Origin of the sequence: Vibrio sp. 10N.286.45.E10 (genome assembly GCF_002874195.2) — a bacterium.
Taxonomy (GTDB): domain Bacteria; phylum Pseudomonadota; class Gammaproteobacteria; order Enterobacterales; family Vibrionaceae; genus Vibrio; species Vibrio crassostreae.
Map to the genome: position 1 here is coordinate 1319796 of NZ_MCWD02000001.1, position 26127 is coordinate 1345922.

Sequence of the window (26127 nt, forward strand, 5' to 3'; positions counted from 1 at the left end):
AGGAATTATGGCTAAAATCTACTACGTGTGTGGTTTGGTTTAAGCAACCCACCTGATGGGCATGTTCGATGGCCTTATTGTTGTTCGGTATATAAAGAGTCTGGGGTAAATATTTACTATTCACTTCCGAAACTGGCGAGTTCTTTGTTTTGCCTGTTGCTAGCCTATGTCTGAAACCAAAACACTTTAAGGAGTATCAGACATGTTTAAGACAATGCATACCGCATCAAAACCACTCGTTATTTGTAATGTTTGGGATGTAGCAAGCGCCTTAATTGCAGAGCAAACCGGCTTTTTAGCGATTGGGACATCGAGTGCAGCGATTGCACGCAGTCACGGGCTTGATGACGGTGAAAATATCGAATTTGAAGAGATACTATCGGCGGTAAAAGCTATTGCACAGGCAACAGATCTACCTCTGAGCGTGGATATTGAATCAGGTTACGGAGATACGCCGCAGGCAATTTATGAAAATATTACTGAGTTGGTGAATGCTGGCGTGGTCGGAATCAATATAGAAGATAGCGCAGTCGATAATCGTGAGAGGCGACTTTGTGATTTGATGATGTTCTCGCAAACGTTGAGAAAAGTTAAAAGTATGCTCAACAAAGCCAACCTAAAAGTATTCATTAATGTCCGCATTGACACATTTTTAATGAATGTAAAAGCGCCTCTAAAGGAGAGCATCAAGAGAATCCAAGCCTATCAGCAAGCAGGTGCTGATGGAGTTTTTCTTCCATGTATCAAAGGAACCGATGATATCAAAGCCGTTGTAGATAGCACGTTGCTGCCCATAAATGTCATGTGTGTTCCTGAATTACCAAATTTTAAAGAGTTAGAGGCTCTTGGCGTGAAGCGCATCAGCATGGGTAATTTCTTGTATGAAGCGATGCTTTCCTCATTGCAAAAGAACCTGATAACCATAAAACGTGAGCAATCATTTAGAACATTGTTTTGATACCGCAACCCTGAATAGGGTGCAAGTGATCGGAACTTTAAACTATAGCACTTGACATCAAACCAAGTGTGGCCCCGTTCCCGTGCGCGGATAAGAGTTGGAACTTCAAAACTATATAGTTGATTCGACTGATTTCAAAGGGTAGGGAGCTCTTAATGCACGGGAGTCAATCAAACAAAAAAGGATAAATAAATGCAGTTTGCTAAGGCATTTGAATACAAAAAATGGGCAAATAGTCAGTTACTAGATTTTGGAGCGAGACAATTCTCAAACTGCCGGAAAACGATGGCACATTTTTCGTTAGAATTTTAAATCATACGACCGTGGTAGATAGTCTATTCATAAGTCGAATTCTCGGCGAACCGGAAAAATATAATGCTGATAATACCGTTGAAACGCCTTCGTTTTCAGTGCTGCGTGAGAGAATGGCTCACAATGACACATGGTTAGTGCAGTATGCACTGTCAGCCTCAAAAGAAGAATTAGACAAGGTTATTCAGTTTAACTTCGTAGATGGTGATATAGGGACAATGTCTGTTGAAGAAGTCCTTCTCCACTTACTCACACACGGTAATAACCACAGAGGCATGGCTTCTAGAGTGTTAGCTGAAAACAATTTAGAACGCCCAAAGGACACATTTACCCGTTATCTTCATCTCGCGGAGCCGACACGCAGAGGTAGCGCGGTGTTGAAAGAAAAATAGCAATAAGTAAATTTGGGAATTCAATATGATGACTTTAAGAACTGCAGACACTCATGAGTTAGATGATATTTATCTTATGGGCTTTGATGTATGGGGAGGTTCCGCATCAGTCGATGAGTATCTAGCTTGTTGTAATAAAAATGATAAGTATCAGAAGGGAACTTGGTATGTGCTCATTGAACATCAAAAAATATTATCTTCCTTGATTGTTTATCAAGGAGTGTTTGGTCTTGTAGATGGCAGCTGCGGGCTTGGTTCCGTTGCTACACCTCCAGAGCTAAGAGGCAAAGGCTATGCTTCAAAGTTAATTAACATGATAAAGAATGAGTTACTCCAGAATCAAAATAATACGGTGTTGTTCTTACATAGTGATATCGACAAAACGTTTTATAGGCGGTTAGGGTTTACAGTGACTGGAGGTTCTGACTGCATGTACATTACGAGTGATGGTAGGGCGTTCAAAGAGACACTGCCTGGGTATTTTTAACCGCACATGTTATGTGAGCTCTTTCGCAAGAATAATGACTAGCACTTGAAACCTAAGGCTTGGCATTTAATTGAGGGAACGAATGAGAGTTTTGATATCAGGTACCAATGGGTACATCGGTCATCACATTTATAACGTGTTTGTAGAAAGTGGCTTGGAAGTATTTCGGTACTCTAGGGACAATAGTGTTCACCCTTCCAGTTAGCCCTTTATTCGAATCGTCAGAACTTATTAGCGATTTTCAGTGAGGAAGAGGTATCAAGATAATCTGCTGTTGGAACTTGTTAGTGGCCGGCTTACCTCAAACTGGCTCATAAAAACGTTTTATCAATAGCAGCTCTTTGTTAATAATGTGTATCACTACGCACTTCCGCATCTATCCGGGCTGGTGGCATATTTGCTATGGTAGTCAGTACGTTACGGAAATATATTAGCCAGTTAGCGCAGGTTTATAACTTCTTTTAACCACTCAGTTTTGGCCTTTTGCTGCTGTGATCTTTTTTCGTAACATACTAATTATTAACAGGGCGCCTCCGATAAATAAGTACCACATCAATGTGTCAACTTGGCGGTAGTAGAATCCGTGTTGCCATAAATTTGGTTTAGGAGGAAATTCATGATCAGGGAAATGTCTAAATCTGACTTTGAGTCATTTTGGCCTACTTTCTCGGCTGTGATTCAAGCACAAGAAACCTACGCATTCGATCCAGAAATGACGATGGAACAAGCCTTTTCGGTTTGGTGTGAACAGCCATCAAAAACTTATGTCTATACCGAGAATGACGTTGTTTTAGGCTCGTACTACATAAAGCCTAATGCAATGGGTCCAAGCGGTCATATTTGTAACTGTGGTTATATGGTTTCCGAAGAGGCCAGGGGGCAGGGAATCGCGCGGTCTTTGTGCGAACACTCTCAACAAGTTGCGATTGAATTAGGCTTTGAGGCGATGCAATTCAACAGTGTCGTGTCGACGAACAAAACGGCAATCAAGCTTTGGGAAAGGCTTGGCTTTAGTATTATCGGATCGATTCCCAAAGCCTATAAGCATCCGCAATTAGGGGCCGTGAGCAGCTATATCATGTACAAATCACTTAAAAAGTAATAGAGCTCGCTCTATGGCCTATAGCCCTTTAAGAAGGTTAATGCTCAACACTGAGACCTAGAGGTTTGAAATGACAATAGTCGAAAAAATTGTTAGCCGTGAAATAGAAGCCGTCATCGTTTATGAATCCGATGACGTGATTGCTTTTGCTGACCACGACCCGATCAACTTTGGGCATATTTTGATTTGTCCGACACATCCGTACGCCAACTATATCGATCTACCAGAAGGTGTTCTTACTGAAATTCATTCTGTCGCTAGGCAGGTGTATAGACGTATTGAAGAGGCGTTTAAACCTGATGGTATTTCATTCTTGCAAAATAACGGTGAGTTTAATGAGTTGTCTCATTACCACCTGCATATCTTTCCAAGATTTGAGGGTGATCAGTTCGGTTGGCAGAGTAGTGAACTCGGCATTCAAAGTATAGAGAAACTGCACGAGTCATTAAAACATTTGTAATTTATAGTAAAAATTAGATGCACAAAAGTGCACGAAAAGGCTTAACAATGAGTGAAATAAAAACATTAGAACAATTAAATGAACTTTATGCCGAGCCGAGTAAAAGGGCTAAAAATAAAGTACTTCCAGCACTGGATGCCCATGCGATTACTTTGATCAATCATTGTCACTTTGCGGTGTTGGGGACGACAGACTCGCAAGGCTTTGGGGATTTGTCTCCAAAAGGCGGCGAGCCCGGTTTTATTAAGGTTGTCGATAACTCTACGGTCCTGATACCTGATAGTTCGGGAAACAATCGAATTGATGGTTTAAAAAACATCATCAATAACCCAGAAGTTGGATTACTGCTGATGGTTAATGGGATTGATGAAGTGGTACGTCTTAAAGGTAAAGCTAGCATCCATACCGATCCAAATTTGCTTGCTGCTTGCCCTGACGGGAAGAAAGCCCCAAAAGTCGTGATTAAGATCGCTGTAGAGTCTATGTACTTTCATTGCGCTAAGGCGGTAATGAGAGGCAAGCTTTGGTCTGATACGTTTAAAGTGGAGCGTTCTATTCTGCCTTCACTGGCACAGATCATGAAAGATCAACAAAACCTAGAAGACCCTGCGATCAATCAAGACGATATGGTCAAATATTACCAATCGACACTGTGATACTCATGAAGAATGTAGTTCAAATTATCTTTATGTCGGGCTCTAAGTTTCTGCTCGGTTTTCGTCAAAACACAGAAGCGTTCGACCAATACTGGGGATTTCCTTCCGGAAGAATAGAGCAAGGGGAGTTGCCTCGGAGTGCAGCAGAACGAGAAGCGCGAGAAGAGGTTGCGGTTAACGCTGGGAACTTAACATTGTTCGCGATTGTCTCTGACCCGGAGCTACCCATTTGTCACTATTTCTACCTATGCCATGAATGGGCTGGCGATATACAGAATGCTGAGCCCCATTTATGCCAAGAGTTGCGTTGGTTTGACCGTGATGAGCTACCCGAAAATTGCACACCAATAACTTACTTAATCACTCAACAATTGAATGACACCGCGCTTACAAAAAACATAAAGCCTGAGATTAACCAACCCAAGCTTTGTGCGTAAGCCGTTCTGTGTTGAGTAACAGACTTTTCATTTAGACTAGTGGCGTTGGGTATTAGTCAAACGTCACTTTGTACCAAAACTAAACACAATAACAGGGAAGATATGTTTACAGGTATTGTACAAACCGTTGCTAACATTGCTGAAGTCAGCGATAACAACGGAATAAGAACGTTCGTCATAGAGTTTCCAACAGGCTTTTGTCACGATTTGGAAATTGGTGCCAGTATCGCAATTGATGGCGTGTGTTTGACCGTTACTGAGTTGCTGTCCGATGTTCGAGTAAAGTTTGACGTCATGTTGCAAAGCCTATTAATTACTACGTTAAGCAATTATGAAGTCGGTCAATCAGTGAATGCTGAGAGGGCGGCAAGAGACGGTGCTGAAATTGGCGGTCACCCACTTTCTGGTCACGTTGATTTTAATGTCGCGATTATCCAAATATCCGAAATTGAAGATAACTACTGCGTGCGCTTAGCTCTTCCTGATGAGTGGAAAAGATATGTATTCCCAAAAGGTTATATTGCAATCAATGGGGCAAGCTTAACCGTTTCTGACGTTAATAAAGTCGAAGGGTGGTTTGAGGTTTGGCTGATCCCAGAAACCCGTCGAATGACCGTCTTTTCCTCGAAATCAGTAGGTAACTCCGTCAATATCGAAATCGAACGTGGTACTCAAGTCGTCGTCGACACGGTGCGTGATACTTTAAATGAAAACTTAGGTCCATTATTGCCTTTATTTGAGAAGTTACTGTCAGAGCAAGGTGTCGATCTAGATGCATTGGGTTATGAGCCTAATATATTGGGTTGTTCAAACGAACAAACTAATGCGGATTGGCACTCTAAAAAGGTGATCTATTGAGATGTTAGAAACGGCACGTACTCAAATTGAAACAATGGGTAAGCAACACGCAGCATCGCTTTTACAATATCATCTAGAAAATCGCTGCCATTTCACCTAAATACAAACGGAGACCGAATGTCAGATAAACATCTTTTTGTGATGGCTAAGATTACGCCAAAGCAAGAGTATTTTTAATCAACCAAGTCGGAGTTACTTGGTATGTTAGACGCGACTAGAAATGAATTAGGTTGTATCCAGTTTGAATTGCATGCTTCAGAGTGTGGTTGATACCTTTACCTTTACGAAGAATGGAAGAACAAGGTAGATCTCCACAACCATCATCAAGAACCCTATACACAAGATGTCGCCAAAAAATTTGAAGGTTGGCTTGCTGCCCCGACAGAAGTTTCATTAATGAACAAGTTATTTTGATACAACTCGACAGACTAGGAATTATCAGCAAATGGAATACACATTAGATACCGAGCCATCAGATAGTGACATCAGCGAAGTTCGCGCAGGCCTAATCAAGCACAATACGCCATTTCTTGAAGGCATACCTAAATCTCAAGTCGGTTATTACGCCATGGAAGGGGATGTTAAGGTCGGTGGTGTTATTGCGGATTTTTGGGGGAACTGGCTATTGATCAAATTTCTTTGGGTCGATGATTCAATGCGAGGCAAGCAGGTCGGCAGCCAGTTACTGCAACGATTAGAAGAGTACGCACAGTCCCAAGGCTGTACGTCATCATTGGTCGACACGTTAAGTTTTCAGGCCAAACCTTTTTATGAGAAGCATGGCTACCAATGCCAAATGGTGCTTGAGAATTACCCTCTAGACTCATCATTAGCGTTCCTCACCAAGTCGCTAACAGAGTAATCATATAGGGCAAGGATGAACACAAACAGACGCAAGGAAAGTGAAGTGATTAATATTCGAGAGATGTACATCGCCGATTATGATTCTGTGATTAACCTATGGTGCGAAACCGAAGGTATGAGTATTCGCGATGCAGATTCAAAACAGAGCATTTCGACTTATCTCGAGCGCAACCCTGGCTTGAGCTTCGTTGCGGAGTCTAAACAAGGCGTGGTTGGTGCGGTGTTAGTAGGGACGGATGGCCGTCGTGGCTATTTGCAGCATCTAGCGGTAAGTACTGAATTTAGAGGACAAAATCTAGGTTGCCAACTAGTAACTGAAGCGGTTAACGCATTGGCTGGGGTAGGTGTCCCCAAGACACATTTATTCGTGTATAACGATAATATTAACGCTCAGAAATTCTATGAAAAGTTAGGCTGGTTTCGACGTGATGAAGTGCGGATGTACTCGTTTAATAGCTCGAGTAACAGTAACGCCTAACGGTTCTATTTTGTCAGCAAAAGCAGCACATAACTAAAATCAGGTTAACCAAAGGAGCAAGATTTGCCTCATTGTATTATCGAACACTCGTCGACGATTAATGCCGAGCAACTGAACAATAAAGTGTTTTTAGGAGCACTTAACTCAGAGTTATTCGAAGCCTATGGGCGAGACATAAAAGTCCGAAGTATCGCTTATGAGAGCTACCAAACGGGTACAGAAAAAGAAGATTTTATCCATGTGACTGTGCGTATATTGTCTGGTCGAAGTGACACAGACAAAGCAATGCTATCTGAGACAGTGATGACGCAATTGCTGTCTTTGTCCCTTAGTAGAGCATCGATCACCGTTGAGGTGGCAGATATGGACAGAAACAGTTATGAAAAGGTCGTTGTCTAACAGAACGGAAGTCGCATTTTATACGTTGATCTTTGTATTTTCACTCCAACTCGCTACAGGAATATTGGGAAATGTTGTTTATCCATAAATCTCAACCTTTGGTCCATGGCCCAGAATTATGCTCTGAGCTCGCCGATTTTTTAACTGAAAATAAGAGTAAATTTGAGGACAAACTGGTTCCAGACCTGTCGTACATCGATGATATGGCACATGTGGCCAACGGAATCAAAATAAAAAGCGTGCAACATGTGAATCATAACCAGTATCGTCTTGAATATGCGTTCGACTGGGAGCTATTCCTTGGATGTTCTGATAGAAATGAAACGGGCGTTGAAAATGGGCGTGTTCTGTTTATCTTGGAAGACGATAATAATCTTAATTTCGATTTTCCAGATAGGAGCTCTCGCGATACCTGTGACGAGTTTTAATTGACCAGTGAAGCACTGTTTTGAATTGATGTTGATTCTTTAGTTTTGGCATTAACGATATTCAATGAGTAACGCGATAAAACATTTCAGCCATTTAAGGCGAAGTTGGAATAGGAGTAGTAATGAAAATAGTAGAAGCAAAACACTCTGACTTAGAGAGTCTGTTCGTGTATCTGGATACACAGTTGTCAGAAATCGCATTAGAAGAAACACCGCTATTCCAACCAGTATCAAAGTCCGATTGTAAAATGTCGGAAGCACACAAGGCTCGCTTTTCTGATGGGTTTAAGTTTGAGTTTGGAGAGAATGGCTGGCGAAAAATTTGGTTAGCTAAAGATTCGAATGGTGCTATTCGTGGTCATATCGACTTGCGCCATCATAATGGCAATTACTGCTCTCACCGTGTGTTACTTGGTATGGGTGTCGACAGCAGCGTGAGAAAGCAAGGCTTAGGCTCCAAGCTAATGAATGTGGCGACTCAATACTGCCGAGAGAACGAAGCGATTGATTGGCTAGACCTCAACGTGTTGTCAAACAACCTTCCGGCTAAAAATCTTTATTTGAGAACAGGGTTTACGGTTGTCGGCGAAATGGAAGACTACTATCGAATTGATGGTCAGTCGGTGTCTGAACTAACAATGACGTTGGAGACGAAAGGGTAAAAGATCCAAGTCAATCAGGAGACTAACTTGAGCAGACCAATAGCAATTCTGATTTATGTCCCAAACGTAGAACAGGGGCTCAGTTGGTATCAAGCGGCCTTTCCTGAGTCTGTCGCGACCTATCATCCGTCTTCTGACTTTACAACTCTAGATATCAATGGTTTTTCTATTGAGATTGTACAAGCGGATGAGAAAGTTGGCTCTGGCAAAAAGGGAACAGTCCTTTATTGGTCTACAGAGGATTTTGACAAGTCACTTTTGCATTTTCAGTTAATTGGGGCTCAGTTATACAGAGGTCCAATGGAGATCGAGGGCGGATTAACGATGTGCCAAGTCGAGGACCCTTTTGGAAATCTGATTGGTTTACGAGGCATTCGTAAAAATATCGCTTGTAATGAGACACGACTAGATAGCGAATAAAGGAATAACAATGATCACTATCGAAAGGCTTAATGATGCTCATATTGAGAAAGTTAACGAAATTCAGCTCGCAGATGAGCAGGTTAAATTCGCAGGAACAGCAGCGGACTTTCTATTAGACGGCAGCGAGACCACGCATCTACATATTATCAAAGATGGCAGTGAGGTGGTGGGCTTCTTTAAGCTGGATGTTGCTTACCCAGCTGGCTACAAATTTTGCCCTGAAGGTAGTATCGGCTTAAGGGCGTTTGCGCTTGATAACAACCAACAAGGAAAGGGGCTAGGTACTGGCGCGGTGAAAGCTCTATTTCCGTATCTAGCAGCCAATTACGAAGGGTATGATTGGATTTACTTAACGGTTAATTGTAAAAATCCCGCAGCTTATAACTGCTATGTTAAAGGTGGTTTTGAAGATACCAATGAACAGTACTTAGGCGGTGCCGCTGGCCCACAGTTCATTATGCGCGGAGCCATTGACGCTTAACTTAAATCTGTTTATCAAAAGGCAACTGGGAATCAAAGGAAAGGCCATGAAAGTTCAATATCTTGAAATTGTTACCTCTGAAGTAGATACGGTTTGTGCAACTTACGCGCAGATCTACGATGTGAAGTTTAGTGATGTGGATGTGAACTTAGGTGGTGCTCGTACCGCTAAGCTCTCTAATGGTGGAGTGATTGGTGTGAGGGGACCACTCCGTGAAACTGAGGAGCCAGTCGTTCGCCATTACACGTTGGTGAAAGACATTGAAGCCGCAGTAAACGCAGCTGAAAAGTTGGGTGCTGAAGTTGCCGTTCCACCAATAGAGTTACCACGTCACGGAATGTGTGCCATTGTCATTCAAAGTGGTGTTGAGCTCGGTTTTTGGCAGCTGTAGCTGGCCTTTTTACCAAAAGGTAAAATATAAAGCGGCATTTGTTCTAAGGAGGGAACATGTCAATTACATCCTATCCCCTCAACAAGGTACGTTATGAAACAAAATATTGTCCATATTGCACTTGTCGTAAAAGACTACGATGAAGCCCTAGATTTCTACGTAAACAAACTCAAGTTTGAACTTATCGAAGATACCTACTTACCAGAAGAAGATAAGCGTTGGGTTGTTGTTGCTCCACCTAATTCACACGGTGTAAGCCTACTATTGGCGAGAGCATCCAAGCCCGAGCAACTGGATTTTATCGGTAATCAAGCTGGTGGACGTGTATTCCTATTCCTAAATACTGATGATTTTTGGCGTGACTATGAACGTATGGTGTCTCTTGGAATCAAATTCGTTCGAGAGCCGAAAGAGCAAGGCTACGGCACAGTAGCGGTATTCGAAGACCTTTATGGAAACCTATGGGATCTTCTGCAATTAAATCCAGATCACCCAATGGCGAATCGATAAGCCTGTGCATCACTAAAACATCAATTCAAGTTAAGGAGCGTATCGTGGAAGAAATCAAAGGCATTTTGGAATTCATGGCTGAAGTGGAAAAGTTGAAGGATGTTCATAGACAAACGAAGCCAGTTGGTCTGGATCGCTATGAAAACTCCGCTGAGCATAGCTGGCATGTCTGTTTGAGTGCTCTGATGTTGAAAGACTATGCGAATGAAGAGATCGATATAACCCGAGTGATGAAGATGTTGCTGATACACGATCTCGGTGAAATCGATGCAGGTGACACGATCATCTATGCCAGTGAAACAGAAGAAAACAAACTTAAAGAGAGAAACTGTGTCGAGCGTTTACTTGAGTCATTGCCGAGCCATCTAAGATCCGAATATTTGGAGTTATGGCTAGAATTTGAAGCGGGTGAGTCACCGGAAGCAAGGTTCGGTAAAGCGATCGATAGAGTACCCCCTTTACTTCATAACATCCATGGTGGCGGTCATAGCTGGAAGAAGCACAATATATCTAAAGATAAGGTACTGACATTTAACTGTGAACGTATTTCTAAAGGCAGCAAGGCACTGTGGAGCGAACTAGAAGTTCAACTTGAAGCGGCTGCCGACCGAGGATTATTGAAGTAAATTCAAATTTAGCTTGCCAAGGGTGATGGACAAGGAATGACATCACCCCCGCCTTTTGGGTTCCTATATGGCCTTTCGATTGTGACATTCTCATCAAAATACCGAGGTGCTGTTTATTTATACAGTTATCATGTGTATTCTCACTGCTCATCAAAAGGAGCAGTAAAAATGGCGTTCAAATACGAAGAAAAAGTCCCAAATCCAGCCGAGTTTTGTGAGATGCGGGTGAAAGCAAAATTATCACCGAAGTCACTGAAAGCAGCCACAATCGCTTTACCAAATAGTTTATACGGCATTTCTATTCGAGATGGTGATCAACTCATTGCGATGGGGCGTGTAATTTTGAAGTGGTTGATGTCGCCGTCGATCCAATTTATCAAGGGCAGGGCTTGGGCAGAAAAGTGATGGAATACATCGACAATTACCTATCTTCTGTTGCACTGGAAGGGTCGTATGTTTCCATGATTGCTGATGAACCGGTGTTTTATGAGAAACTCGGTTATAAGCTTGTATCTCCTGCTAGCCAAGGCATGACAAAGAAGTTTCCACCCAAGCGTATGTAATAAAAACTTGTGGCTCTACCATGACGTTATGCAAAGAGCCTCAAGTTTAAAAGGAACACATAAATTAATGAAAAATAGAATCTTGGAGTTATCGCTGCTTGGTCTATCAAGCAGTGTATTCGCTGACAGTGAATTACCAAGCAGTAGTTATGAAATGACCGTTGCAGTGGAAGAGCAATCCCTAAAGCACGACTTTCCATCCGTTAAGTTTGATTACCTTGGCCAGACGCTTACCACGAGCGTTGATGAATGTTCGTATACTGGAACGCTCTCTGAAGATGACGACAACACGATTCTTCTATCGGCGACGATGTCATGCACTTATGAAAGTGGATCAAGCTACAATGAGATGCCAGACTTCGTGCTCAAGCATGAGGGGGGTGAAGCGAGTATGAGCTTTGGTGATGGCGAGACTGATATGTGGACATACTCCGTCACAGTTAAGAAGCTCGATTTATAATTAACCTTCATTAGCAAGTTGACACGTTAGCCATGGCACTCTCGTCGCCTCTTGCTGCGTAACTACATGCCATGAGACATCGTTCAATATAATAAGTTAGCTAATCCAACGTTAGGTTGTTACTATGCAATCAACTTTATAAATGCGTATTGGTTTATATAAATGATTGATAGTAGGTACATTAAACACCCATACTACTGTGAAAACTGTAACTCAATGACTCCACACCTTGCTATGAGCAGCTCTGTTGAGGAGCAAAAGGAGCAAGCGGAATCAGAAGCAAGGCAGTGGAAAATAGGGATGTTGGTGGAGTATATCGTAAACCTGCTCTTTAAAGACGACAAAGACACGCCTGGCTTTTTCATAGACCAAGAATATCAATATCTGTGTGAGAAGTGCGGCACCAAGTCATGGCATTGATATTATTGGATTTGGTTTCATTCGACACCTAATTTTTAGCATCTAAAACTTCAGCTAAAAAGGCTCATTCTGCAGTTTCCTTTTTGTTATGGAGGACAAACGAGTGATATACCCAAAAGCTTTAAATATCGGTGACAAAATCGGATTTTTCTCACCGTCATCGCCCGCAACTGTCTTTGCACCTAATCGATTTGCTCGTGCTAAACGTTATTTGGAAAAGCAGGGCTTCATTCTAGTTGAAGGTTCGTTAACTGGAGAGTCAGAAGGGTATCGTTCTGGTTCCATTCAAGCGCGAGCTGAAGAACTCAATCAGCTCATTCGAGATCCTGACGTGCGCTGCATTATGTCGACCATTGGTGGTAACAACAGCAATTCACTGTTGCCATACATCGATTATGATGCCCTTAGAAACAACCCTAAGATCATCGTCGGCTATTCAGATGCCACAGCATTACTGTTAGGCATCTACGCTAAAACCGGATTGGTGACTTTCTATGGCCCGGCACTCGTCGCGTCATTTGGTGAGCTCCCGCCGTTAGTCGACGAAACCTTCCAATCGTTTACTGACATCTTATGTTCGGATTCGAGCCAACATCAGTACACGATGCCTGAGAGTTGGACGGACATTAAATACGATTGGGAAACTCAAAACTCTGCAAAGCCAGTTTACAATAACGAATGGCACTTCATGGGAAGAGGTCAAGTCAGCGGTCGCGTGATTGGTGGCAACTTGAGTACGATGGCGGGGATTTGGGGCAGTGAATACATGCCAGAAATTCAGTCTGGCGACATTCTTCTTATTGAAGATTCACTAAAAGGCATTGAAGCGGTCGAGCGTTCATTCGCACACTTATTGGCTTGCGGAGTATTCGATAAAGTAGGCGCTATTGTACTCGGCAAACATGAACTGTTTGATGATAAAGGGACAGGGCGAACACCACTCGATGTACTTGTTGAAGTACTGAATGGTAATAATGTCCCGATCCTATATGGCTTCGACAGTTGCCACACTCATCCTATGCTAGTCACGCCACTAGGTGTGCAAGGTACTATTGATTTTAATGACCAAACATTCAAGCTTCAAAGCCAATGGTTAGCGTCGAGTTAACCTAAACTGATGATAATAAGACGCATTAGAAAAGTGATCCTCTCTGCAAACTGAGAATGGAAACGCGTCTATACTGACATGGGTTACGTCGCTGATTTTAGAGGTGGCGCTATGAATTTAAGTTTGATTAGGTTAAATCTCAGAGGTGACGATGAAAAAATTACTACCACTATGCGCCATTTTACTCTCGGCATCATTTTCAGCTGCGGCTTCTGATGGTTTGATTAAATACCAAAGTAATTACTCAGTGAAAGAGACTGCTGACCGCTTTGAAGAAATCGCCAAGAGCAAAGGTTTGACCTTGTTTGCGAGAATCGACCATCAGAAAAACGCGAGTAAGGTCGATCTTGAATTGAGACCAACGGAAGTCATCATCTTTGGTAACCCGAAAGTAGGGACACCATTAATGCAATGTGCTCAAGAAGTCGCGATAGATTTACCGCAGAAGGTGTTAGTCACTGAAGATTCTAGTAAGAAAGTATGGTTATCTTACAACGATCCTAATTACTTGGTAGAACGTCACGCGATCAATGGCTGTGACGAGTTAGTTAAGAAAATATCGGGCGTATTAAGCAAGCTATCGGAAGCGGCAGTGGCGAAAAAGAAAGCTAAATAACCAAGACCAATAAGCACTCATTAAGACTATTAGTGGGTGCGATATGACGATGATATCGCTCATTAGTCATTGTGTTGACAATTAAGCAACAATATATAAAAGTAGTTTTATGAAACTGAATTTAGCGCCATCTAACCAACGAATTATCATCATTCCATAGGAATGGTGGGATTGTTGATGCGTTTTGTTTATCGAACCCACCCGTAAGGTGGGTTTTTTGTATCTGTCTTATGGGTTTTATCTGAATAGAGAGGAAGTCATATGAGAAAGATCGCGGTTTTTGGCAAGCCTGGGAGTGGAAAGTCCACAGTCAGCAAAGCGTTAGCGCTAGCTACAGGTATAGAGCTTCACCAGTTGGACTCTATTGTTTATAAGGCCAGTGGAGAGTTTGTTGAACGTGAAGTATTCGAGCAGGCTCATGAGAGTATACTTAAGTCAGAAAGCTGGATCATCGATGGATTTGGCCCATTAGGTTCATTCAATGCACGTTTAGGTGCAGCTGATACCTTGGTTTATATCGACCTTCCTTATCCCATTAGTTACTGGTTCGTCACAAAGCGAATGCTAAAAGGGATGTTCGTTAAACCTGAAGGCTGGCCTGATGGAAGTTCAGTTATAAAAGGTACGATACAAAGTTATAAGACACTAAAACTCTGCCCAAAATTTTGGAATGATGACTTTAGAGCGCGATTAGAATTTCACGCAAAAGAGAAAGAGGTTCACATAATCAGAAGCGTGAGTGAATTGAATAACTTTGTTCATCGACACGTGTAATGGTCATTAATGCCGCGCGTTGCTTTCAACGTTTTGGTTTGCTCATAACTTCATGAATATGTTTAGATTTAATTCAACGTGTGGCATATTTGTCATATATGTGGTTTGTGCTTTGAATTAAGGCGATAGATATTATGTATGGAAGTGAGAAGACGAGAGCGTTCTGCTGTAACTGTAAGGAACTGACACTCCACAAGTACACTATGTTCAGTAACCAAGCCGAAAAAGCGCCACAACATGAAAAGAAGCCAGGGTTGCTTGGAATGATTTTATCGTCGCTATCTTCAAGTGGCGAAAACGGTGACTATAAATGTACAAAATGTGGAACCAATTTACGTACACCAGACAACTTAGATTGAGTTTGGCTTATACAAATAAAAACGGGAAGACCTCAATGATCTTCCCGTTAGGTATTACTTAATTCATCGCGCTATTGGTAGTTTTAGTGAGAAGCCTTATGCGCAACACTTCTTGTATTTCTTACCGCTACCGCAAGAGCATGGATCATTACGGTTAGGGGTCTTTTCAAACGTCATCGTTTTTGGCTTGTTTAGTAGAGTATCAAGCTCGATGGTGTTCTCTTCTTTGTCCGCGTTTACTGTAACGGTAACGAAGATAGTATTTTCAGCAGCTAGTGCTTCGACTTCTGCTTTACGTGCGTCAGTTTGAACCATTACAGCAATTGGAGATTCTTCAGTACCCGCTTTCACATCGCGGTTTACGTTGTAGCCTGCAAGAACGTGGTTCTGTCTTGTTTCGATACGGCCTTTGAAAAATAGTTTCGACATTGGGTACTCATTAAAAATGTTGAAAGGCGCTATTTTTAATGGCGATAGCGCAATGGAGCGGGGATTATACGCATATATTGCAATTGATAAAGCAGTGATGTGAGTAAAGGCTGTTTGGTTTTTGCTCGCGAGCAACGGATTGTTATCTAGCTTTGCTCTGATTAGATAAATTTTGAAATTCAAGACAATAAGATTTCCCTTAATACGCTTTTGAATGATAAATTCAAATTGTTAATTTAAACAAAGAGATAGTGTATGAAATTAGATGCCATTCTATGGGATTATGATGGAACCTTAGTCAATTCTGTTCCCAAAAATATCGCGATTACCAAAGATATAATCTCTGCGGTTGCTCCACACTTGTCAGGTGATAATTTACCCAAATACTTGTTGAGTGAAGCGCTTTATCATGAAGCCAACCACGGCGCTAAAAACTGGCAAGCCTTATATGTCGATTATTACGGGTTATCACATGACGAAATGTTGATAGCGGGTGGAATGTGGGCCGAGCATCAAGAGAAAAATCAAACGCCAGTCGCGCTGTTTGATGGAATGGAAGTGGTGATTAGCCAGTTCGCCCATCTTCCTCATGGTATTTGCTCTCAAAACTCTCAATTGAATATTCGTGGTGTACTCGACAGTTATGGCATTGGTGATTTGTTTAAATCGGTTGTCGGTTATGACGACGTATCAAATGGCAACCAAAAACCGCATCCATTCGGTGGTATCAAGTGTGTTAAAAATATCTTTGATAAAGCGCAAACCGATGAACTCTGTTTGATGTATATCGGCGATCATGAAGCGGACACACAGTTTGCACGCAATATCGAAGCTGCACTTGGCGATAAAGCAAAAGTCATTGCGGTAGCAGCGGGTTATAGCCGCTCTGAACCCGAAAACTGGCAAACCAAACCCGATTACATTGCTAATAATGTCGATGATCTTTTAACGATCATTGGTAAATATGCTTAATCGCTTTTAACGGACTTGATAATTTAAGGAAGAATAATGACATCAAAAGACGTGGTATTAGGTTTTTGGGACGCAATGCGCACCAACGACTTTGCCAAAGCGGCCGAATGGCTAGCGGAAGATTTTCAAGGTTATTGGCCTCAGTCGTCTGAATTGACGGTAGGGCGTGATAACTTCACAGCGATCAACTCTGAATACCCAGCGAATGGGATTTGGAAGTTTGAGCTGAACTCGATTGTTTGCGAAGGTGATACCGTCGTGACCGATGTATCAGTGACGGACAGCGTATTAAACGATCGCGTGATTACCTTTCACACGGTTGTTGATGGTTTAATCCAAAAGCAAACTGAGTTTTGGCCAGATGGCTTTGCTGCACAAGCGTGGCGTGCAAAGTGGGTTCAGATAGCGAGCCCTAAATCACTTAAGTAACAAGGCCAAATGCAATAACACGAAGCTCACAATAGAGTATGTGCATAACAACAATCAGATAAATAAAAGTCAGCTAGTTAGGAGATTTCATGAACAAGATCGTAATCGTTACAGGCGGAAGCCGAGGCATTGGTGCCGCTACATCGAAGCTATTAGCAAAACAAGGCTATGCGGTGTGTGTCAATTTCATACACAATGAATCAAGAGCTGATGAACTGGTGAATGAGATACGCGATCAGGGCGGTACTGCTATCTGTGTGCGTGCCGATGTGTCGGTAGAATCTGACGTAAAGTCCCTGTTCGAAATTGCCCGTCATAAGCTTGGGCCAATTACCCACTTGGTCAATAACGCTGGCATCTTATTTACCCAATCTGTACTAGAAGACATCGAGATTGATCGCTTTGAAAAGGTCATGAAATCGAATGTCTCAAGCTGTTTCTTATGCAGTAAAGCCTTTATCAAACAAGCCGATGGTACAGGGTCGATTGTGAATGTATCGTCTGCCGCTTCTCGCACAGGTGCACCGTTTGAGTATGTGGATTACGCAGCATCGAAAGGTGCGATGGATTCACTGACCAAAGGACTATCACTTGAGCTTGCAGCGCGTAACATCCGAGTGAATGGCGTAAGGCCAGGTTGTATTTATACTGAGATGCACGCAGACGGCGGAGAGCCTGATCGCGTAGACAGACTAGCTTCGCAGCTACCGTTACAACGAGGTGGCACACCAGAAGAAGTCGCGAACTCTATCGCTTGGTTGTTATCAGATGAAGCTTCATATGTCACTGGCTCATTTATTGATATTGCGGGCGGTCGATAGGGCTTAGGGGCTCTAAAATTAAGAGAACGTAGGCTCTAAAAAACGCTTGTGAAGAACCAAGCAACAAAAGTACCTAACTAAAAGAACGAAACTAAGAGTACAAACATGAAAAACTATTTTGAAAGCCCGTTTGTCGGCAAGTCACTCAAAGAACAAGTGACTAACCCAAATATCATTGTGGGCGAGCACAGTTATTACTCGGGTTACTACCATAACCACAGCTTTGATGACTGTGCGCGTTACCTTTTACCGGATAGAAGCGACATCGATAAGTTAATCATCGGTAGCTATTGCTCGATTGGTTCTGGCGCCGTGTTCATGATGGCGGGCAACCAAGGCCATCAAAACCAGTGGGTGAGTACATTCCCGTTTTTCTATCAAGAGGATGAGAAGTTTGAAGGTGCGATAGACGGCTTTGAACGCTCAGGCGACACTGTGATTGGTAACGATGTGTGGATCGGTACAGAAGCGATGATTATGAGCGGTGTTAAGGTCGGTGATGGGGCTATCATTGCAAGTCGAGCGGTTGTGACTAAAGACGTTGCACCATACTCGATTGTCGGTTCGAACCCAGCACGCCACATTCGATACCGCTTTAGCGAAGCGGAAATTACACTGCTATTAGAAATGAAATGGTGGGAATGGAGCGAAGAGCAAATCAAAGGTGCAATGTCGCTGATGTGTTCTTCAGATATCGGTGGACTTTACCAATACTGGAAGGCGCTCAAGTAGTCGCCTTCCCGATATAGCTTCGCGTGAAAATATATTCCCACATGATGTTTATACAAGAATACTCAAACAAGTGAAAACTTACTGAATTGCTTCTACGTACGTCAGAATATCCAGAGCATCTTGCTTTGTGATTACACCTTGCCACGCTGGCCTGCCTTGCTCTACATCGCCTTCTAAAATGTCATCCGCCAAAGAACTTGGACTGGTAAAAAAGCCGCTCAATTTATTAGCGATGTTAGCGGGCTTGTGTGGCAATGAAGCGGCTGTAGGCCCGTCTCCGTGACCTTTGTCGCCATGACACACCTGACAAAGCTGTCGATATTTGGTTTTGCCATTGGCGAAGTGGCTCGCATCGACTTCTGAGGCAGCACTCGCACTAAACGCCATCATTGAAGCGACTAAACCCAAGAAAGCTAACACGCGTAACTGGTTGATGTATTTCATTGTTTTATTCTCGATTGTTATTTAACGGTGCAAGAATAAATAAGCGTGAGTAAAAGAAACGTGAATGATTACAGCGAGACTAAACTTAACTTAAATTCGCTTATGTGATTAAAGGTAAGCAATGTGATCTAAGTAAATGATTGATTATAAACAGTTTGCATAGTACAGCGTGCCGCATTAGCGTGATGGATGAATGGGAGGTATTATGATTAGTTGCAGTGATTACGATTATATTGAAATTGTGTGTATGCACCGGTACCCAATTAAGCTGACTTTGAATTCTGGTGAATGGGTTGAAGGTGTTGCTTTAGATACTAAGCGTAACCAAGACCGAGAAGAGTGCATCAAGCTAAGTGTTGAAGGTCGAGAACAACTTGTTGTGTTGACTGAAATTATCGAATTAGAAGTGTGTGTCGACAACCCTCATTTTAAGCAAATATCTTTCAAAACGTCATAGGGTGACATATGAATAATTCAATAGAACAAGGCTACTGCACATCTTGTCGTGAACGCACGCAACACGTTGTTGTTTTGGTTAGAAAGGAAAGTGCATTTGCAGGCAAGCCAAACAAAAAGCGACATGAATTTATCGCAGGCGTAATTAAAGGGTGGTTTTTGGGGCCTTTTATCGCATCTATGGACGAATTTTCTCGTCATATAGTGTGTGAGAAGTGTGGTCACAAAGAGATTGAAGATTAGGTATCGATTCAATATGCTCAAACCATCGTTGGCTTAGGGATAAAACGAATGAAAGTAGAAACGATTGAAGCCGTAAAGGCGTATGGGTTTTCAGTAAGAACCACTAATCAGGATGAGGTTGACCCAACTAAAGCGAAGATAGGTCAATTGTGGCAGGGCTTTTTTGATCAGGCTTTTCCCAAACTGACGCCGGATTCAAAAGTGTACGGTGTCTACACTAATTACGAGTCTGATTTTACGGGTGAGTTTGATGTTATCGCGTGTGCTAATGCGTTAACGGATCAAGACTTAAATAATCTTATTGAAACCAAGATTGAAGCAGGCAAATATCTGACGTTTTCTGCTGAAGGTGAACTTCCTCAAGCGGTCATCGATTTATGGGGAGAGGTGTGGGCGTACTTCAACGCAGCGGATTGCCCACATGTGAGAACTTACACAACAGACTTTGAATTTTACAAAGGTGAAACTGAAGTCGAGATTTCGATAGCGATTCAGTGATCAGGTTAAAATGAACAAAAGGCTTAGCTTAGACTGTGTTTGCCAGTTAAGAGACAGTAGTTACCGGTAAAGAGACAACGGAATCCCAGTTAAGCCTTTGAATATCTGTTCTTTACAAAGAAGATACAGTGTCACGTAACTACTTTAATACCTAGGAATTATCTATTCCAGAATTCCCCTAGATCACCCTAGATACCCTTAAGTCACCCAAAATTCTCTTAAGTTATCCAAAAAGACAATCTTGCTTGGTTTCATTCCACAAAGGGTATTGCTTCATGACTTGGGTGTAGAGCTTACTTTCAAGGTGCGCTCTTAACCAACGTCCTACGTTTTGATATTCCGATTTCACAAACCACTTCTTTTCGACTCGCACAAACTGACTGACGAAAGGCATCACCGCAAAATCGGCCAAGCTTGGGCTTTCTCCAAAAAAGTAGGGCTGATCTGTAAGTCGCACTTCTAACTGCTTAATGAAGGTTTCGCAGGCTTGTCGGCGTTGTTCAACATCGATGTTTCGGTAACGAACCGATGCACGATACCTTTCTAAGTGACCAATAAATTCTTCATCGTTGGTTTTAATGAGCTGCTGAACTTGTTCGCTAAGCGTTGGATTGCTTGAACGCAGAAGATCTTGAGGATCGTTTTGTTGGAGTGACCAGTTCATCACATCCAAGCTCTGTTCAATGACTTGTCCATTGGGTAACACCAATACAGGCACTGTTCCTTTTGGCGAACTGGCCAATAGTTCGCTAGGCTTGTCTTTGGTAACGATTTCTCGAAGTAACACTTTTTGCTGTGATAGTGCGATGCCCATTCGTCCGCGCATTGCATAAGGGCAACGGCGTAAAGAATAAAGGATAGGTAGATCGGATTCGTTCGGCATTATTGAGGTCATTTAGTTTGAAAAGTGTTGTACGGTGGTAAAGAGATCGTGATGTGGGTAGAATACGCGGCTTAAAAATTATAAGTAAGTGAGCGACTTCAAAAATGAGCAGAAAAATTGAGTTATTAGCCCCAGGTGGCGATGTAGAAGCGATAAAAGCCGCCATCGTAGCGGGTGCTAATGCAGTTTATTGTGGTTTAGACACATTCAACGCTCGTAACAGAGCCTCTAACCTGTCGTTAGACGAATTGAATGGTGTGATTCGCCTTGCTCATGAATACGGCTGTGAAGTGTTCCTGACTCTTAACGTTGTGCTACTGGAGCACGAGACTAAGAGCATCACCAAACTGCTGAACCAGCTTGTGAACACCAAAGTGGACGGCATCATTGTTCAAGACTTGGGTTTATTCAACCTGGTTAAGAAGCATTTCCCATCGTTAGACGTTCACGCGTCGACTCAGTTAACTACGCACAACGAAGGCCAGATTAAGTTCTTGTCTAAGATTGGCGCGACGCGCGTTAACTTGTCTCGTGAGTTGAACCTGCCTGAAATCAAGATGCTGACGGAAGTGGCACACGATCACGACGTATTAACCGAAGTGTTCGTACACGGCGCTCTGTGTATCGCATTCTCTGGTCAATGTTACTCAAGCTCAGTAAGTGTGGGTAACTCAGGTAACCGTGGTCGTTGTAGCCAAGCGTGTCGTGATGAGTACGAAATCACCAACGCGGGCAACAAGTTCCCACTTAACCTGAAAGATAACTCAGCTTACTACGACCTACCTGAATTGGTTGATGCGAAAGTCGACTCATTGAAAGTAGAAGGCCGTATTAAAGGCGCACACTACGTTTACACTGTGGTAGACACATGGCGTAAACAGATTGATAGCTTTGTAGAAAGTGGTTTGTTGATCGAAGACGATTCGAACCTACACAAAGTATTCAACCGTGATTTCACCAACTCTTTCCTAAAGGGCAACCTAACGAAAGACATGTTCATCGATAACCCGCGCGACAACAGCATGAACTACGCTGTTGAAAAAGCGACGGAGCAGAACAACGAAATCTCAGTTGTACAGATTCAAGAAGTGACCAACGAACTTCACCAAGCGAAAGACGTTCTTGGTAACGAAATGCGTGACAAGATCGAGTTCCTTGATATTCGCAAGACACCAGTAGCACTGTCGTTCAGCGTAAAAGTGGGTCAACCATTTACGGTGACTGTGAACACGCCAAAAGAGAACTTTACTCTTCAATCTAAATCGCTATTGAAAGCGGTTGAAGAGAAGGCGATTACTCAAGAGCTACTTGAGAAGCGATTCAAAAACGTGAAGAGTGCAGTTCACACGCTAGAAAGCCACGACTTCAGTGAAGTGGATGCAGGCTTGTTGATTCCTCTAAAAGAAGTTTCAGACCTAAAAGACGAGATCGACTTCATTCTGAACGGCTCTGTGGAAGTGATTAAGCACGTTGAAGTGCCAGCACTGCCTCAGCACCCTAAAGTGAACGAGAAGCCGACTATGTCGATGCTTATCGCCGATGTAGAAGACTTACACCTGTGTGACGTGACTGACGCGGATGTTTACTTCAAACTTCCAGAAAGCTTCAAGAAGCGTTGTAACAAGTACATCGACATCTTGGCAGCAAACCCACGTTTGATTCCTTGGTTCCCAGCGGTATTGATCGGTAAAGATTACGACGAAGCGGTTCGTATTCTTGAAGAGATCAAGCCAGCTCGCATCGTAACCAACAACACGGGTATTGCTTACAAAGCTTACGAGATGGGTATTGAGTGGGTTGCAGGCCCGTTCATGAACACGACCAACTCTCACGCACTGGTTACTCTGAAAGAAGAGCTGAACTGTGCAGGCGCATTCATTTCGAACGAGATCAACAAAGGTCAGATTCGTCATATTCGTCGCCCAGAGAACTTCAAACTGTTCTACAGCATTTACCACCCAATCTTGATGATGACCAGCCGTCAGTGTTTCTTCCAAAGAACCGTGGGTTGTAACAAGCCAAGCATCGAAGCAGGTTGTATGTTGAAGTGTGAGAAAGCGACCACGATTACCAACGTGAAAGGCATCTCTTTTGCGGTTGATAAACAGAAGGGTGGCTACCCAAGCATTTACAACCACGAGCAGTTCTTGAACCACGACGCAGTAACTGACTTCTCTGGTCTGTTCGACGAGTTCTTCATTGACCTAACCAACATCGGTGCAGGTTCTAAAGAAGTGAAAGACAAAGTTGAGCTTATCAAGCATTTCGAAGCGCTACTGAACGGCGTTGAAGGTTCACAACAGAACCTAGAGCAGATGGTTGAAGTTCGAACTAATGCTCAGTACGTGCAAGGTCTATAGCGTACAAGGTTTATAGGGTTCAATGTCTATGGGCTGTAAGGCTTATAGCTTCTAACGCAAAGAGCGTTCAAGGTTTATAACGCTCAACCGCTTATAAGCACTCTGAACCAATAAACAAAAGGCCACTCAATCGAGTGGCCTTTTTAATGTCTGAAACTTTCTGAATCTTTCTCAACCAACGAATACGTTATTCTGTCACGGCTTCTTGTTTGAAGCATGGGCTTTTCAACGTGTTCATCTTTTCGATTTCATTGGTTAAGCGCAGCGAGAGCAGGGCTTTCTGGTTCGAAGCAAAATCAAACATCACGATAGTCGCAGTGCCAACGGTCGTCAGTTTCTGTTGAGCCTTACTGACAATCGCGTATTCCATGGTGAATCGGTCATCTTGAATATCGGTAACACGTGAGCCGACCATCAAGGTATCTGGATACGTGACTGGGCGGAAATACTTACAGTAAGTGTCACCAAGAACAGGACCAACTTTGGTAATCGCCATCTCTTCCATCAGCTCGACGTGCTTGAAAAAATCTAAGCGAGCGGTTTCGAAATAGCGAAAATATACAGCGTTGTTAACGTGATTGAGTGCGTCCATTTCTCCCCAAGCGACAGGGATTTCTGTTACTACCGGGTAGTCAGATAATAGTGCTTCCATGCGAACTCTCTTATTGTTATGTAGGGATAAGTTGTTATTGGAATAAAAACCCTACCGCTAAATTAACAAAACTGCAACACGCGTGATTTAAGTTTTTGAAGCTTGAAACCACACAATGTCAGTGACTTAGTTGCACATCCACTCAATAGTTAGGCACTAAGGTGTTTGAATTGCAGCTCAACCAAGCGTTGGTACAATTCGCAGCTATTGATGAGAGACTGGTGGTCGCCGATGTCTACTAGTTGTCCTTTATCGAGCACCGCAATTTGGTCGGCGTGTTTAATTGTTGATAATCGATGGGCGATAATGATCGTCGTTCTGCCACGCATTAACTCTTCTAACGCTTGTTGTACGTGATGCTCACTTTCACTGTCTAGTGCGCTGGTTGCTTCATCCAACAATAGAATATTTGGATCTTTCAAGATGGCACGTGCGATAGCAATACGTTGTCTCTGCCCACCAGAAAGCCTTACACCACGTTCACCAAGAAAGCTGTTGTAGCCATCAGGTAGGTTTTGAATGAACTCGTGTGCGTGCGCTTTCTTCGCCGCTTCGATCACTTGCTCGTCTGTTGCCTGCGGGTTGCCGTAGCGAATGTTATGGAACACATCGTTACTGAACAGAGCAGGTTGTTGCGGTACCAATGCCATCTGCTTTCTTAGCTCGTTAGGATCAAACTGATTCAGTTCAACACCGCCTAAGGTGACCTTACCCACTTGTGGGTCGTAGAAACGTTGCAGCAGTTCGAACAGGGTAGTTTTACCTGCGCCAGACGGGCCAACCAGTGCCAACACTTTGCCTTCATGGGCAGTAAGCGTGAGGTTGCTTGTTGCGGGTTGGTCCGGTCTTGATGGATAACAGAAGGTCACATCATCAAATGCAACTTCTGGCGTTACGTTAGCAAGCGAAGTTGGATTCGCAACTGGCGCAACAATATGGCTTTCAACTTGTAGGATCTCGATTAATCGCTCGGTCGCACCTGCCGCGCGTTGCAGTTCACCCATCACTTCAGAAATCGTACCTAACGATGAAGCAACCATAATTGCGTAGAACACAAACGCCGCTAAGTCACCAGCCGACATAGTGCCGTTGATAACATCACTGCCGCCAACCCAAAGCATGCCTGCAATAGCACTAAATACAATCACGATAACGCCAGAAATAAGAATCGCGCGCTGTTTTACACGCTGGCGACCAATCTCATACGCCTTTTCCACTTCTACCGCGAATGATGCTTTCTCTTGCTCTTCTCGGCTGTAGCTTTGCACCGTTTTAATGTGCTCAATTGCCTCACCTGCGTAAGAACCCACATCAGACATGGAATCTTGGCTTTGGCGAGATAGGGCTCTTACACGGCGCCCGTACACAAGGATCGGAATCAAGATAAACGGTACCGAGGCCAATACAATCAACGTCAGCTTAATATTGGTCGCGAACAACATGATGATTGCACCTGCACACATCAACGCGCTGCGCATCGCCATAGAGAACGATGAACCTATGATGCTTTGAAGCAGAGTAGTATCCGTTGTGATGCGCGACATGATGTCTCCACTGCCATTGGTCTCGAAGTAACTCGGATGCAGCGTAACGACATGATTGAAAACCGACAAGCGAATGTCCGCACTCACGCGTTCCCCAACAGAAGAAACCAAATAGAAGCGGAAGAAAGTACCAATCGAGATCAATACGACCACGACCATGATGAATTGAATCGCGCTGCCTAAATCTGAGAGTGATTGTTGGCTGAAACCTTGGTCGATGAGAAGACGAATACCGTGTCCGACGGAAAGGGTTAAGCTTGCCGTGAAGATCAACGCGATCAACGCTGCAATAACACGACCTTTATAAGGCTTAATGAATTTACTGAGCTCAAACAAAATACTGAGGCTTTTTTTCTCAGGTTTGGCATCGGGATTCTTTTGAGTCTGTCGCTGGTTTGAGTCGAGCGTAGAAGAGACATCGTTTTGCATATGACTGCCTT

At 43.1% G+C, this 26127-nt stretch carries 36 protein-coding genes and 2 pseudogenes; 33 read left to right on the forward strand and 5 right to left on the reverse strand.

What is annotated here, in order from left to right:
* Positions 1-202 precede the first annotated feature (202 nt).
* The 25 genes and pseudogenes from BCU34_RS05880 to BCU34_RS06000 all read left to right on the forward strand — a co-directional run bounded on the left by BCU34_RS05880 (position 203) and on the right by BCU34_RS06000 (position 15224).
* Positions 203-958: an isocitrate lyase/PEP mutase family protein gene (locus BCU34_RS05880; protein WP_102479157.1), complete on the forward strand. Its 756-nt coding sequence runs from the start codon at positions 203-205 to the stop codon at positions 956-958.
* Positions 959-1150: 192 nt separating this feature from the next.
* Positions 1151-1662, forward strand: a pseudogene (locus tag BCU34_RS05885) (DinB family protein).
* A gap of 25 nt (positions 1663-1687) precedes the next feature.
* Complete coding sequence (locus BCU34_RS05890; RefSeq protein WP_102479156.1) at positions 1688-2149, forward strand: GNAT family N-acetyltransferase; 462 nt, start codon at positions 1688-1690, stop codon at positions 2147-2149.
* A 616-nt stretch (positions 2150-2765) separates the two neighbouring features.
* Positions 2766-3251, forward strand: a complete 486-nt coding sequence (locus BCU34_RS05895; protein ID WP_102425897.1) for a GNAT family N-acetyltransferase — start codon at positions 2766-2768, stop codon at positions 3249-3251.
* Positions 3252-3321: 70 nt separating this feature from the next.
* Entirely contained in the window at positions 3322-3711 is a 390-nt protein-coding gene (locus tag BCU34_RS05900) for an HIT family protein (protein WP_102479155.1), read from the forward strand.
* 47 nt (positions 3712-3758) lie between these two features.
* Positions 3759-4367, forward strand: a complete 609-nt coding sequence (locus tag BCU34_RS05905) for a pyridoxamine 5'-phosphate oxidase family protein (RefSeq protein WP_102479162.1) — start codon at positions 3759-3761, stop codon at positions 4365-4367.
* Between the two features lie 5 nt (positions 4368-4372).
* Positions 4373-4804 carry an NUDIX domain-containing protein gene (locus BCU34_RS05910; RefSeq protein WP_102479154.1) on the forward strand — a complete coding sequence of 144 codons (432 nt, stop codon included), beginning with the start codon at positions 4373-4375 and terminating at the stop codon, positions 4802-4804.
* Positions 4805-4906: 102 nt separating this feature from the next.
* Positions 4907-5662: a riboflavin synthase subunit alpha gene (locus BCU34_RS05915; protein WP_102479153.1), complete on the forward strand. Its 756-nt coding sequence runs from the start codon at positions 4907-4909 to the stop codon at positions 5660-5662.
* Positions 5663-6107: 445 nt separating this feature from the next.
* The gene (locus BCU34_RS05920; RefSeq protein WP_102442709.1) at positions 6108-6524 is read left to right on the forward strand and encodes a GNAT family N-acetyltransferase; all 417 of its coding nucleotides are present in this window, start codon (positions 6108-6110) and stop codon (positions 6522-6524) included.
* A 45-nt stretch (positions 6525-6569) separates the two neighbouring features.
* Complete coding sequence (locus BCU34_RS05925) at positions 6570-7004, forward strand: GNAT family N-acetyltransferase (RefSeq protein WP_102442708.1); 435 nt, start codon at positions 6570-6572, stop codon at positions 7002-7004.
* 63 nt (positions 7005-7067) lie between these two features.
* Positions 7068-7403, forward strand: coding sequence for a 5-carboxymethyl-2-hydroxymuconate Delta-isomerase (locus BCU34_RS05930; protein ID WP_102442707.1), 336 nt, complete (start codon positions 7068-7070; stop codon positions 7401-7403).
* A gap of 71 nt (positions 7404-7474) precedes the next feature.
* Positions 7475-7831 (forward strand): hypothetical protein, encoded by a 357-nt coding sequence (locus BCU34_RS05935; protein ID WP_102442706.1) that lies wholly within the window; start codon positions 7475-7477, stop codon positions 7829-7831.
* Between the two features lie 122 nt (positions 7832-7953).
* On the forward strand, positions 7954-8493 hold the full coding sequence (locus BCU34_RS05940; RefSeq protein ID WP_102479152.1) for a GNAT family N-acetyltransferase: 540 nt from the start codon (positions 7954-7956) through the stop codon (positions 8491-8493).
* A 27-nt stretch (positions 8494-8520) separates the two neighbouring features.
* Positions 8521-8913 carry a VOC family protein gene (locus BCU34_RS05945; RefSeq protein ID WP_102431839.1) on the forward strand — a complete coding sequence of 131 codons (393 nt, stop codon included), beginning with the start codon at positions 8521-8523 and terminating at the stop codon, positions 8911-8913.
* A 10-nt stretch (positions 8914-8923) separates the two neighbouring features.
* Positions 8924-9397 carry a GNAT family N-acetyltransferase gene (locus tag BCU34_RS05950; protein ID WP_102479151.1) on the forward strand — a complete coding sequence of 158 codons (474 nt, stop codon included), beginning with the start codon at positions 8924-8926 and terminating at the stop codon, positions 9395-9397.
* Positions 9398-9443: 46 nt separating this feature from the next.
* Complete coding sequence (locus BCU34_RS05955) at positions 9444-9788, forward strand: VOC family protein (protein WP_102479150.1); 345 nt, start codon at positions 9444-9446, stop codon at positions 9786-9788.
* Positions 9789-9881: 93 nt separating this feature from the next.
* Positions 9882-10298 (forward strand): VOC family protein, encoded by a 417-nt coding sequence (locus tag BCU34_RS05960; RefSeq protein WP_102431842.1) that lies wholly within the window; start codon positions 9882-9884, stop codon positions 10296-10298.
* A 44-nt stretch (positions 10299-10342) separates the two neighbouring features.
* Positions 10343-10924: an HD domain-containing protein gene (locus tag BCU34_RS05965; protein WP_102479149.1), complete on the forward strand. Its 582-nt coding sequence runs from the start codon at positions 10343-10345 to the stop codon at positions 10922-10924.
* Positions 10925-11092: 168 nt separating this feature from the next.
* Positions 11093-11487: pseudogene (locus BCU34_RS05970) on the forward strand (GNAT family N-acetyltransferase).
* Between the two features lie 67 nt (positions 11488-11554).
* Positions 11555-11947, forward strand: coding sequence for a hypothetical protein (locus BCU34_RS05975; protein ID WP_102479148.1), 393 nt, complete (start codon positions 11555-11557; stop codon positions 11945-11947).
* 162 nt (positions 11948-12109) lie between these two features.
* Complete coding sequence (locus tag BCU34_RS05980) at positions 12110-12367, forward strand: hypothetical protein (protein WP_102479147.1); 258 nt, start codon at positions 12110-12112, stop codon at positions 12365-12367.
* Between the two features lie 103 nt (positions 12368-12470).
* Positions 12471-13475 (forward strand): S66 peptidase family protein, encoded by a 1005-nt coding sequence (locus tag BCU34_RS05985; RefSeq protein ID WP_102431846.1) that lies wholly within the window; start codon positions 12471-12473, stop codon positions 13473-13475.
* Between the two features lie 151 nt (positions 13476-13626).
* Positions 13627-14091, forward strand: coding sequence for a DUF302 domain-containing protein (locus BCU34_RS05990; protein ID WP_102431847.1), 465 nt, complete (start codon positions 13627-13629; stop codon positions 14089-14091).
* A 261-nt stretch (positions 14092-14352) separates the two neighbouring features.
* Complete coding sequence (locus BCU34_RS05995; RefSeq protein ID WP_102479146.1) at positions 14353-14865, forward strand: adenylate kinase; 513 nt, start codon at positions 14353-14355, stop codon at positions 14863-14865.
* 134 nt (positions 14866-14999) lie between these two features.
* Positions 15000-15224, forward strand: a complete 225-nt coding sequence (locus BCU34_RS06000; RefSeq protein WP_102479145.1) for a hypothetical protein — start codon at positions 15000-15002, stop codon at positions 15222-15224.
* A gap of 96 nt (positions 15225-15320) precedes the next feature.
* Here BCU34_RS06000 and BCU34_RS06005 read toward each other — a convergent pair whose 3' ends face one another.
* A complete protein-coding gene (locus tag BCU34_RS06005) occupies positions 15321-15653 on the reverse strand; it encodes a PBPRA1643 family SWIM/SEC-C metal-binding motif protein (RefSeq protein ID WP_048658672.1) in 333 nt (110 codons plus the stop codon).
* Between the two features lie 255 nt (positions 15654-15908).
* Here BCU34_RS06005 and BCU34_RS06010 point away from each other — a divergent pair, with 255 nt between their 5' ends.
* The 4 genes from BCU34_RS06010 (at position 15909) to catB (ending at position 18607) form a co-directional block, all read left to right on the forward strand.
* Entirely contained in the window at positions 15909-16625 is a 717-nt protein-coding gene (locus tag BCU34_RS06010) for an HAD family hydrolase (protein WP_102431849.1), read from the forward strand.
* A 36-nt stretch (positions 16626-16661) separates the two neighbouring features.
* Positions 16662-17054 (forward strand): nuclear transport factor 2 family protein, encoded by a 393-nt coding sequence (locus tag BCU34_RS06015; RefSeq protein ID WP_102431850.1) that lies wholly within the window; start codon positions 16662-16664, stop codon positions 17052-17054.
* Positions 17055-17143: 89 nt separating this feature from the next.
* Positions 17144-17875, forward strand: coding sequence for an SDR family oxidoreductase (locus tag BCU34_RS06020; RefSeq protein ID WP_102479144.1), 732 nt, complete (start codon positions 17144-17146; stop codon positions 17873-17875).
* A gap of 105 nt (positions 17876-17980) precedes the next feature.
* The gene (catB, locus tag BCU34_RS06025; RefSeq protein ID WP_102479143.1) at positions 17981-18607 is read left to right on the forward strand and encodes a type B chloramphenicol O-acetyltransferase; all 627 of its coding nucleotides are present in this window, start codon (positions 17981-17983) and stop codon (positions 18605-18607) included.
* A gap of 78 nt (positions 18608-18685) precedes the next feature.
* On the opposite strand, the gene BCU34_RS06030 is transcribed toward catB, so the two are convergent.
* Positions 18686-19051, reverse strand: coding sequence for a c-type cytochrome (locus tag BCU34_RS06030; RefSeq protein WP_102479142.1), 366 nt, complete (start codon positions 19049-19051; stop codon positions 18686-18688).
* A 205-nt stretch (positions 19052-19256) separates the two neighbouring features.
* Here BCU34_RS06030 and BCU34_RS06035 point away from each other — a divergent pair, with 205 nt between their 5' ends.
* Genes BCU34_RS06035 through BCU34_RS06045 form a run of 3 tightly spaced genes read left to right on the forward strand, consistent with a single transcriptional unit; the run spans position 19257 to position 20248 of the window.
* Positions 19257-19508: a Rho-binding antiterminator gene (locus BCU34_RS06035; RefSeq protein ID WP_048658678.1), complete on the forward strand. Its 252-nt coding sequence runs from the start codon at positions 19257-19259 to the stop codon at positions 19506-19508.
* An 8-nt stretch (positions 19509-19516) separates the two neighbouring features.
* The gene (locus BCU34_RS06040) at positions 19517-19750 is read left to right on the forward strand and encodes a hypothetical protein (RefSeq protein ID WP_108145198.1); all 234 of its coding nucleotides are present in this window, start codon (positions 19517-19519) and stop codon (positions 19748-19750) included.
* A 48-nt stretch (positions 19751-19798) separates the two neighbouring features.
* Positions 19799-20248: a GyrI-like domain-containing protein gene (locus BCU34_RS06045; protein ID WP_102398034.1), complete on the forward strand. Its 450-nt coding sequence runs from the start codon at positions 19799-19801 to the stop codon at positions 20246-20248.
* A 223-nt stretch (positions 20249-20471) separates the two neighbouring features.
* Here BCU34_RS06045 and BCU34_RS06050 read toward each other — a convergent pair whose 3' ends face one another.
* Entirely contained in the window at positions 20472-21062 is a 591-nt protein-coding gene (locus BCU34_RS06050; RefSeq protein WP_017061817.1) for a glutathione S-transferase, read from the reverse strand.
* 173 nt (positions 21063-21235) lie between these two features.
* Between BCU34_RS06050 and BCU34_RS06055 the strand changes: the two genes are divergently transcribed.
* Positions 21236-23491: a peptidase U32 family protein gene (locus tag BCU34_RS06055; protein ID WP_017061818.1), complete on the forward strand. Its 2256-nt coding sequence runs from the start codon at positions 21236-21238 to the stop codon at positions 23489-23491.
* A 187-nt stretch (positions 23492-23678) separates the two neighbouring features.
* Here BCU34_RS06055 and BCU34_RS06060 read toward each other — a convergent pair whose 3' ends face one another.
* The gene (locus tag BCU34_RS06060; RefSeq protein ID WP_017061819.1) at positions 23679-24143 is read right to left on the reverse strand and encodes an acyl-CoA thioesterase; all 465 of its coding nucleotides are present in this window, start codon (positions 24141-24143) and stop codon (positions 23679-23681) included.
* A gap of 149 nt (positions 24144-24292) precedes the next feature.
* Positions 24293-26116, reverse strand: coding sequence for an ABC transporter ATP-binding protein/permease (locus BCU34_RS06065; protein WP_102479040.1), 1824 nt, complete (start codon positions 26114-26116; stop codon positions 24293-24295).
* Positions 26117-26127: the final 11 nt, after the last annotated feature.